The sequence below is a fragment of the Qipengyuania sp. genome (genome assembly GCF_042095715.1).
Taxonomy (GTDB): domain Bacteria; phylum Pseudomonadota; class Alphaproteobacteria; order Sphingomonadales; family Sphingomonadaceae; genus Qipengyuania.
Genome location: NZ_JBELMO010000088.1, coordinates 1 through 8,696, shown reverse-complemented (window position 1 = coordinate 8,696; position 8,696 = coordinate 1). Strand labels below are relative to the sequence as shown.

The following is an 8,696-nucleotide window of genomic DNA, read 5'->3' as shown; positions in this document are numbered from 1 at the left end:
GGCCTTCGCCGGGTTGGAAAGCGATTTCGGTGCCGACCGCGTCTGGCGCATCGACAGCAATTTCACCGCCAGCGATCCCCAACTCTACGCCCGGCTGGCGCGTGCGGTGGCTCGCTTCGGCGTCGCCCCGTCCGGCGAAGTCGCCACCGGCGGGGCCGATCTGAACTGGGTGCGGGAACAGAACGGCGCCCTGATCGACCTGCAGCAGGATGGAACCCGCTATTTCGATCTGCACCACACGCCCGATGATACCTTGGACAAGATCGATCCGGTGCAGTTGCGGCAGAACGTGGCCGTGTGGACGGCGGTGGTCGGCATCCTGGCGAACGCACCCGATCCCATCGTAGGGGCAGCCAAATCAAGCCGATGATCGCGTTCCCAACGAATTAACCTCTCGTCGGTATGGAGCGCACACCCGCAACTGGGACGCCGTATTTGCAGGAACTGGTTTTCTCTCTCGCCACGCCGCTTATCGCGCTAGTTTTTGCTAGCGCGTTCTTCGTGATGTGGTTGCGAGCCCGTCCGGGCGCCTACATGCTCGCCTTCGCGCTGGGCTATGTCGGTTTCGGCGTCGGCTATCTGGCCAATCACGAGTTCGATCTTACGAGCGCGTGGGGCTTTCCGTTTGCCCACCTGGCCTACACGGCGGGCAGCGCGGCGCTGGTCTGGGGGGTCTGCACCCGCGCGAATACGCGCCCGCCCATGGTCTCGATTGCGATCATCTACACAGTCTGCCTGCCGACACTCATGCTCGCGCTTTCCATGACCCGCGATTTGTCCGTGCCTCTTTATCTCGTCAACAGCAGTTATGGCCTGATCTTCGCGATCGCGGCACTGAGACTGGCGGAGGCCCCCCGCAGGGAAGCGGTCGATAAGCTGATCCTGGGTATCTTCCTGCTCTCCGCCATTCAGTTCTTCGTTCGCCCCCCGCTCAACCTGCTTGCGGAAGCGGACACGATGGAGGCGGCGGCCTATCGGTCCTCCGCCTATTATTCGGTGCTCAGCCTGTTCATCTCGGTCCTGAGCGTGGTGACCGCGATGATCCTGCTCGCGGCCTGCATTCAGGATATGCTGAGGCGGGCACGTGAAGTCGGGGAACGGGATCACCTGAGCGGGCTTGCCAGCCGCCGTTCCTTCGAAGAGCGGGCGATTGCTCTGCTCGACGAAGCCGCCGCGTCGAACACGCCCGTTTCCCTAATCGTCTGCGACATCGATCACTTCAAGCGGGTCAACGATATCTTCGGCCATCAGGCGGGCGATGCCGCGATTGCCGCGTTCGGCAGACTGATCGCGGACTCGGTTCGCGAAGGCGACGTTGCCGGGCGTATCGGTGGGGAGGAGTTCTGCATCGCTGCCTGGAACTGCACCGCAGCCGCAGGGCTATTGATGGCGGAACGACTTCGCATGGCGCTGCTCGACACCGGCATGGAGGGGATGCCCGCCGACCATCGCCTGACCGCGAGTTTCGGCGTGGCCCAGTGGCAGCTTGGCGACAGCTATGGTCACATTTTCGGACAAGCCGACCGGGCACTTTACGAGGCGAAGGAAGGGGGCCGTAATCGAACCGTCGGCGCGCATCGCCCTGAAGGCGCCAATCTGGTAATGGTCCCCCGGTCGGGAGAGAGGCAGGGCTAAAAGCGTCCGTCAGATTGCGGAGCTGAATTTGGTCCTCGCGACTGCGCGATAAGGGTCGAACAGTGCCGCGATCGTGCGGGCATAGGGCAGGCCGTCGGGCACGATGGTCAGCCAGCCGTTGTCCATATCGGCCAGGCCCCGCGCTACAAACCGCTCGATATCTTCGGCAAGCTCGGTCGCCAGCCGGGTTCCGATATAGGCGCGGCCCTGACACAGAAGTTGCTCGATGATCTCCCCGCGCCACCGATCTTCCGGGCTGCGTTTGGCTCCGCGGGTCACGGCCAATTTTTCCTGCGAAGCCAGCATGCGGTATCGCCCGGAATTTTTTTCGTTCTGAGCCAGCAGCTCGGGAAAACTGCTGATCGCCGATGCGCCCAAGCCGATCAGCACGGGGGCCGGATCATCGGTGAAGCCCTGAAAATTGCGGCGCAGACCGCCTTGCAGCGCAGCCATCGCGAGTGGATCGCCGCCGGGCCTCGCGAAATGGTCGAAGCCGACGGGGGTATATCCATGCGTGACGAAATAGGTATAGCCAAGCGACGCTATGCGGAATCTGGCCTCCTGGCCGGGGAGATTTTCCGCCGGGATCATCCTTTGCCGCGGCACAATATGAGGGACATGGGCATATCCGAAAAGCGCGACCCGATCTGCACCAAGCACCCGCGTGCGATGCAAGCTATCGATCAGATCGTCCTCGCTCTGACCCGGCAGTCCGTACATGAGATCGAAATTGAGCGATTCGACGCCTGCCTCGCGCAGAATGTCCACGCTGCGCATGATCAGGTCCTCGTCCTGCTCCCGGCCGATCGCCCGCTGGCAGTGCGGGGCAAAGGTCTGGACACCAAGGCTAGCCCGCGTGACTCCGACCTTACCCAGCACCTGCCCCCAAGCCTCGCTCAGGGTGCGCGGGTCCAGCTCGATCGACCAAACGGGATCGCTGACCTGAAACGCGACCGTAAGGGCATCGACCAGTCGGACGAATTCCACCGGGGCAATCGCATTGGGGCTGCCACCGCCGAAGGAGATGCGCCTCACCCGCGCACCGGCAGGCAGGATAGAGGCGACGGTCTTTATTTCGGCGTGCAGGGCGGCGAGATAGCTCTCCAGCCGCTGGCGCTTGCCTGCCGCGCCGGTGTTGCACCCGCAATAAAAGCAGATCTTCTCGCAGAAGGGGATGTGCAGGTAGAGCGAGATGTCGCCGCCCGCCGTCTCCAGCGCGCGTCGATAGGCTTGCGGGTCCAGCGGTCCGAATTCGGCGGCGGTCGGGAAGCTGGTGTATCGGGGCACCGGCTTGGCAAGCAGATCGGGATGATAGGGCCACATGCGAACCAGTTGGCATCGCGGCACAGCAATGTCCTTGCGCTAGATCAATCCGCGCTTGCGGTTGCAGCCCGCATGGCAAGCCTTCGCGCCGCAGGGCGGGTGAGGGCGTTTCTCGCCGTCGCGGAGCGGGATGACGATGCTGCCGCCGTTGCACATCCCGGCGACGATCGCACCGGGTTCGCCAGAGGGCATTGCCACGATGCCCATCATCAGCGGCGCCAGCGCGACGATACCGAAAATAGCGCCCATTACAGATCGTCCTCCTCGATCAGGATGCGGTTGGCCGCGCCGTCAAGATCGTCGAACTGACCGCGCTTCATCGCCCAGAAAAAGGCGCCGAGGCCCAGAAGGCCCAGACCCAGCGCGATCGGGATCAGAAAAACGAGGCTGCTCATCGCGCTGCCCTCATCAGGCGGAGCGAGTTGCCCACCACGATCAGGGAACTGAGCGACATCGCTATGGCCGCGATGAGGGGGGTTACGAAACCCATCACCGCCAATGGCACCGCCAGGGCGTTGTAGACCACCGCGAGCGTAAAGTTCTGGCGCACGACTGTCATCGTCTTCCTGGCCACGCTTACGGCGACTGCGACCGGCATCAAACGCTCACCAACGAAGACGGCGTCGGCCGCCTGCTGGCTGATGTCGCTGGCCGAACCCGGCGCAATCGAGGCGTGGGCGCCCGCCAGAGCCGGACCGTCGTTGAGGCCGTCGCCGATCATCAAGGGACGCCGTCCCTGCGCCTTGAGCTCTTCAAGCAGGGAAAGCTTGTCCTGAGGGCGCATGCCGCCGTCACCTCTCAGGCCAAGCGTCTCGCCGACCGCCGAGACCGCATCGGGCCGATCCCCGGACACGATGCGGGACTTGATACCCATGGAAGTCAGCGCGCGAATAGCGTCTGCGGCGTCGGGGCGGAGCTGGTCCGAGAAGTCGATGACCCAGGCCTCGGTGCCGATCTCCAAAGAGCTTGAGGAGCCCTTGGTGTGGTCGGTACGCTGAAGAGAGACCGGGATGTCGCCCCATCGCGCGAACAGGCCTTCTCCGGCGATTTCCCTGACGTGGTTAATCCTGGCGGGCTCGACACCGAGGGAGGTGAGGGACGCGGCAATCGAGCGGCTGAGCGGATGACGACTTTGCTGCGCCAGCGCCAACGCCACCGCCTTCGCCCTTGCCGGCATTTCACCGAAATCGGGCCGGGGTTCTCCGATGGTCAGCGTGCCGGTCTTGTCGAAGAGCGCGACATCGATTTCCGCCAGTCGCTCCAGTGCGCTGCCGTCCTTCACTAACAGCCCCTGCCGCCCGAGCGCGCCCGCTGCCACGACCTGCGCCGCAGGCACGGCCAGCCCGATCGCGCAGGGGCAGGTGATGATCAGCACCGCGATGCCTATTATCAGCGCCTGATGCCATCCAGCGCCAGCCAGGAGCCAGCCGACAATGGCGAGCGCGGCCAGCGAATGCACCGCCGGGGCGTAGAGCCGTGCTGCACGGTCCGCGATGCGCACGTAACGGCTGCGCGACTGCCCGGCCTCGTCCATCAGTCGCGCGATATCGGCCAGAACGGTATCGGCGGCGGCGGCCGTAATTCTGACCGTGATAGGCCCACCCACGTTGATCGTACCGGCATGGACGAGGTCGCCGGGGCAGGCGAAATGCAATTCGCTTTCGCCCGTTAGCATCGCCTTGTCGATCATGCTTTCGCCGCTTTTGATCACGCCATCGGCGGCAAGCGCTTCGCCCGCCGCAACCAGCATGACAAGGCCTGGCTCCAGGTCCTCGGCCTTGACCTGCCGCGTCGAACCGTCATCGCGCACCACGGATGCGCTGCGACCCATTCGCGAAAGAAGAGCGCCGATGCCCGCGCGCGTCCGCCCGCGCATCGCTGCATCGAGCGCGCGCCCCGCAAGCAGGAAGAACAGCAGCATCACCGCGCTGTCGAAATAGGCGTGGGGACCCCGGGTGACCGTTTCGTAGAGGCTGAGCCCGGCGGCCAGCAGGACGCCGATGGAAATCGGCACATCCATGTTCGTCCGGCGATATCTGAGCGCCATCCACGCCGATGCGAAGAAGGGCCGCCCGGCATAGCCGATAACGGGCAGGGCGATAATCGCGGAGAGCCAATGGAAGAGTTCCCGCGTGCCGCCCTGCGCGCCGGACCAGACGCTGACCGAAAGAAGCATGATGTTCATCATGCCGAAGCCGGCGACTGCCAGCGCGCGCAGGAGGCTGCGGACTTCGCGGTCGTCCTGCGCTAGGGGATTTGCCGCCACCGGCTGCGCTTCGAATCCCAGGCCTTCCAGCGCGCTTACCAGCGCCTGTTCATCGACCCGCGCGTCATGACGAATGGCAACGCGCTTGGCAGAGAAATTGACGCGCGCGCTTGCCACGCCAGCCATCCTGGGCAGTTCCCGTTCGATCTTCGCGATGCAGCCTGCGCAGCGGATGCCCGGCACCGTCAGCCGGGTATCGAGGGCACCGGGAAGTTCAGTGTCGATGGCGATAGGGGCGTTCACGAGATGTTGGTCTCGTGCGACCACCGCCGCCCCGCGGCCTCTACCTCCAGCCGCACGATCCAGCGGCCCGGCTCGATGTCGGGGGCCAAGTAGAGGTTCGGCCCCGTCTCGATCATATCGAGAGTGAGGTCTTCGGGCGGTCCGATCGGGCGTCTCAGCGCAGCGACCACCTTGGCCCCTCGCGGTACGCCGTGAAGCTGCACGATCAGGTGGCCGCCAGCATCCCGCGAAACCCGCGCGGACCAGCCCATGCCGTCCTCGACCTGGGCCTCTTTCAGCCAGCCGTTGAATTTCTGGCTGGCGACATAGGAATTGTCGACCACCACGCCGCCGAAGCCGCATACGGCGAACCACGCCATGGTGAAATTGACCGCAATGATCACGCCGAAGAAGCTGACCAGGATCGTGCTCATCGTCCTTCCGGTGAAGGCGCGTCGGTTCATGGGTTTTCTCCTGGGGCTTCGAAGCGGGCTTGGCCGATGTCGAATTCGCCCTGTTCATCGAGCGATGTTAGGCGGAACGCGAAATCGGTCGCGCGGGTGCTGGGGGGCGCCATCACATAGGCGCGTACTGTCGTGACCTGATCCGCCGCGACCCTGACGGTTTGCTTCGGCGCGGCCTGCTCCTTTGAAATGGTGTCGGTCCACAGCACGCCACCCGTCAGACCCTCCAGCGCGATTGTCATGTCGCGTGGACGGCTTTCCATGTTGCGCAAGCGCAGCGTGTAGGAATTGCGGATCGAGCCATCGCTCATGAGCATGAAGGGTGGATTGCGATCCGCCGCCACGGTGAGATCCGTATGGCTTCGCGTCCCCAGGGCGAACAGCAGGCCTAGTCCGATGCTGCACCAGATGAGAAAGTAAGCGACCGTTCGGGGGTGCAGGATCGTCTTCCATATCGGTCTGGGCGCCTCGCCCGCAGCTTCCCGCTCGCAATCCTCCAGCGTCGCGTAATCGATCAACCCGCGCGGACGGCCGATGTCGTTCATCACCCGGTCGCAGGCGTCGATGCACAGCGCGCAGGTGATGCACCCGACCTGAGGGCCCTCGCGGATGTCGATGCCTGTGGGGCACACCTGCACGCATTGCTGGCAATCTATGCAATCACCGAATTGCCCCGGCTGACGCCGCGCTTTCTTCACGCTGCCGCGCGGTTCGCCGCGCCAGTCCTTGTAAGTGACGATGAGGCTTTTTTCGTCCAGCATCGCCGTCTGGATGCGCGGCCATGGGCACATGTAGATGCATACCTGTTCGCGCATGAAACCACCCAGCGTGACAGTGGTGATCGTCAGGATGGCAACGGTGATATAGGCAACGGGAGCCGCCTCGCCGCGCCAGAATTCCTCCACCAGCGTTGGCGCATCGGCAAAATACATGATCCATGCGCCACCGGTCCAGAACCCGATAAGGAGATAGACCGTCCACTTGGCTGCGCGCCGGACCACCTTGCCCCAGGTCCATGGCGCGGCATCGAGCCGCTTGCGGGCGTTGCGATCGCCGTCGAAGAAACGGTCCACGTGCTGAAAGACGTCTGTCCATACCGTTTGAGGGCAGGCATATCCGCACCAGGCGCGCCCCACGGCGCTTGTCACCAGGAACAGGCCGATGCCCGCCATGATGAGAAGCCCGGCGACGAAGTAGAATTCGTGCGGCCAGATCTCGATACCGAACATGTAGAAGCGCCGATTGGCGAGATCGACCAGCACCGCCTGATCCGGAGCGTAAGGGCCCCGGTCCCAGCGTATCCACGGCGTGACGTAATAGATCGTCAGCGTGATCGCCATCATCGCCCATTTGAAGCGACGAAAAGGGCCATCGATGCGCTTGTTGTGAACGAATTCCCTTTTCTCGTAGAGCCGTTGGGGCAGGTTGGTGCGAGCCGGCTCGTGTGGTTCGTGGCGCCGGGTCGCTGCCGCGGGTTCGGCTACGGAGCTCGAGACCGGCTCGTTCGTTTTTGCAATGCCATCGTCGATAACGAGGGTGGGGTCCTCCTCACTCGACATCGACCGCGGCCTGTTCCGATGCCGGATCGTCAGGGGTGGCCGCCTCCATGGCGACGCTCTGCTCCCCGCCACCCAGTGAATGGACATAGGCAGCCAGCATCTTGATGGTGACGGGATCGAGTCGGCCTTCCCATTTGGGCATCATGCCCATGCGGGGACGCAGGATCTGCTGCACGATCTGCTCCTTGCTGCCGCCATAAAGCCAGATTGCATCGTTCAGCCTCGGCGCGCCGACCTCTCGATTGCCGCCGCCCTTCGGGCCGTGGCAGACCGCGCAGTTATCCGCGTAGAGCTGCGCGCCGAGCTGGCTGTCCCTGGCCTTGCCGTTGAAGGAGAGGACATGATCGGCCACCGCTGAAAGCTGTGCCGGGTCGAAAGCGCCTTCGAACGGAGGCATGACGCTGGAGCGGGTTTCGTCATCGCCGTGCTGCCTGATACCATGCAGCAGGGTCGTATGGATCGCTTTCAAGTCGCCGCCCCATAGCCAATCGTCGTCGTTGAGGTTCGGATAGCCGAGCGTCTGGGAGCCCGCGGCGCCCGAACCGTGACACTGCACACAGTTGACGCGGAACGCGGCCGCGCCGCCTGCCACTGCCTGTTGCATGAGGTCCTGGGTTCCCGGCAGCTTTTCGACATCGATCGCCGCGATCTGTTCGCGCATGCCTTGGCGCGCGCGGTCGGTCGCGTTCATTTCTTCGGCCAGTTGCCCCCGGCTCGTCCAGCCGAGTACCCCGGCGGTGGCCCGGTCGATCATGGGCCAGGCGGGGAATGCGATGACATAGCCGATTGCGAACACGATGGTGAGATAGAAGGTCCACAGCCACCAGCGCGGCAACGGCGTGTCGAGCTCTTCGATGCCGTCCCATTCGTGCCCGACGGTTTTGGTGCCGGTTGCCTCGTCGACGTGCTTATCGGCCATCGTTGTCGTCCTCGAAGATCATGGTGGCCGCCGCGTCGGCGTGGCGCTTGCCGCCGGGTCGGAAGGGCCAGAGTGCAAGCGTCAGGAAGATGCCGAACATCAGCAGCAGGAAATGGCTGTCTGCGAAGTGGCGGAGCTGTTCGTAAAAGCTCATCGGCCCGTCTCCGTGGCCAGTTCTTCCTGCGCGGCGGCGCTGGAGAAATCGACCATGGTGCCCAGCACCTGAAGATAGGCGACCAGCGCGTCCATTTCCGTCAAGCGGCCAGGCTGGCCGTCAAAATCGCGGACCTGCGCTGTGGGATCCCGCT

9 protein-coding genes and 2 pseudogenes are annotated in these 8,696 nt (G+C 64.0%); 2 read left to right on the top strand and 9 right to left on the bottom strand.

Features of this window, described 5'->3' with window-relative positions; translation table 11 throughout:
* Both ACFDTG_RS14900 and ACFDTG_RS14895 read left to right on the top strand, forming a co-directional pair.
* Positions 1 to 370: pseudogene (locus tag ACFDTG_RS14900) on the top strand (peptidase M28 family protein); the annotation flags it as partial.
* 32 nt (positions 371 to 402) lie between these two features.
* The gene (locus ACFDTG_RS14895) at positions 403 to 1,635 is read left to right on the top strand and encodes a GGDEF domain-containing protein (protein WP_375291774.1); all 1,233 of its coding nucleotides are present in this window, start codon (positions 403 to 405) and stop codon (positions 1,633 to 1,635) included.
* Between the two features lie 9 nt (positions 1,636 to 1,644).
* Here the strand turns inward: ACFDTG_RS14895 and ACFDTG_RS14890 are convergent, their stop codons facing one another.
* The 9 genes and pseudogenes from ACFDTG_RS14890 to ACFDTG_RS14850 all read right to left on the bottom strand — a co-directional run.
* Positions 1,645 to 2,958: a radical SAM protein gene (locus ACFDTG_RS14890; RefSeq protein ID WP_375291775.1), complete on the bottom strand. Its 1,314-nt coding sequence runs from the start codon at positions 2,956 to 2,958 to the stop codon at positions 1,645 to 1,647.
* Positions 2,959 to 2,997: 39 nt separating this feature from the next.
* Positions 2,998 to 3,207: a hypothetical protein gene (locus tag ACFDTG_RS14885; RefSeq protein WP_375291773.1), complete on the bottom strand. Its 210-nt coding sequence runs from the start codon at positions 3,205 to 3,207 to the stop codon at positions 2,998 to 3,000.
* Positions 3,207 to 3,353, bottom strand: a complete 147-nt coding sequence (gene ccoS / locus ACFDTG_RS14880) for a cbb3-type cytochrome oxidase assembly protein CcoS (RefSeq protein WP_375291772.1) — start codon at positions 3,351 to 3,353, stop codon at positions 3,207 to 3,209. Before ccoS ends, ACFDTG_RS14885 begins: the two co-directional genes overlap by 1 nt.
* Entirely contained in the window at positions 3,350 to 5,467 is a 2,118-nt protein-coding gene (locus ACFDTG_RS14875; RefSeq protein ID WP_375291771.1) for a heavy metal translocating P-type ATPase, read from the bottom strand. The genes ccoS and ACFDTG_RS14875 overlap by 4 nt, the downstream gene beginning before the upstream one ends.
* Positions 5,464 to 5,910 carry a FixH family protein gene (locus ACFDTG_RS14870; protein ID WP_375291770.1) on the bottom strand — a complete coding sequence of 149 codons (447 nt, stop codon included), beginning with the start codon at positions 5,908 to 5,910 and terminating at the stop codon, positions 5,464 to 5,466. Before ACFDTG_RS14870 ends, ACFDTG_RS14875 begins: the two co-directional genes overlap by 4 nt.
* A complete protein-coding gene (gene ccoG / locus ACFDTG_RS14865; protein WP_375291769.1) occupies positions 5,907 to 7,469 on the bottom strand; it encodes a cytochrome c oxidase accessory protein CcoG in 1,563 nt (520 codons plus the stop codon). The genes ACFDTG_RS14870 and ccoG overlap by 4 nt, the downstream gene beginning before the upstream one ends.
* The gene (gene ccoP / locus ACFDTG_RS14860) at positions 7,459 to 8,388 is read right to left on the bottom strand and encodes a cytochrome-c oxidase, cbb3-type subunit III (RefSeq protein ID WP_375291768.1); all 930 of its coding nucleotides are present in this window, start codon (positions 8,386 to 8,388) and stop codon (positions 7,459 to 7,461) included. The genes ccoG and ccoP overlap by 11 nt, the downstream gene beginning before the upstream one ends.
* Positions 8,378 to 8,542, bottom strand: a complete 165-nt coding sequence (locus ACFDTG_RS14855) for a cbb3-type cytochrome c oxidase subunit 3 (RefSeq protein ID WP_375291767.1) — start codon at positions 8,540 to 8,542, stop codon at positions 8,378 to 8,380. Before ACFDTG_RS14855 ends, ccoP begins: the two co-directional genes overlap by 11 nt.
* Positions 8,539 to 8,696, bottom strand: a pseudogene (locus ACFDTG_RS14850) (cytochrome-c oxidase, cbb3-type subunit II); the annotation flags it as partial. The pseudogene ACFDTG_RS14850 and the gene ACFDTG_RS14855, both read right to left, overlap by 4 nt.

Coding starts and splice junctions, on each gene's coding strand:
- ACFDTG_RS14895 (WP_375291774.1), top strand. CDS start 403: ATGGAGCGCACACCCGCAACTGGGACGCCGTATTTGCAGGAACTGGTT.
- ACFDTG_RS14890 (WP_375291775.1), bottom strand. CDS start 2,958: ATGTGGCCCTATCATCCCGATCTGCTTGCCAAGCCGGTGCCCCGATAC.
- ACFDTG_RS14885 (WP_375291773.1), bottom strand. CDS start 3,207: ATGGGCGCTATTTTCGGTATCGTCGCGCTGGCGCCGCTGATGATGGGC.
- ccoS (WP_375291772.1), bottom strand. CDS start 3,353: ATGAGCAGCCTCGTTTTTCTGATCCCGATCGCGCTGGGTCTGGGCCTT.
- ACFDTG_RS14870 (WP_375291770.1), bottom strand. CDS start 5,910: ATGAACCGACGCGCCTTCACCGGAAGGACGATGAGCACGATCCTGGTC.
- ccoG (WP_375291769.1), bottom strand. CDS start 7,469: ATGTCGAGTGAGGAGGACCCCACCCTCGTTATCGACGATGGCATTGCA.
- ccoP (WP_375291768.1), bottom strand. CDS start 8,388: ATGGCCGATAAGCACGTCGACGAGGCAACCGGCACCAAAACCGTCGGG.
- ACFDTG_RS14855 (WP_375291767.1), bottom strand. CDS start 8,542: ATGAGCTTTTACGAACAGCTCCGCCACTTCGCAGACAGCCATTTCCTG.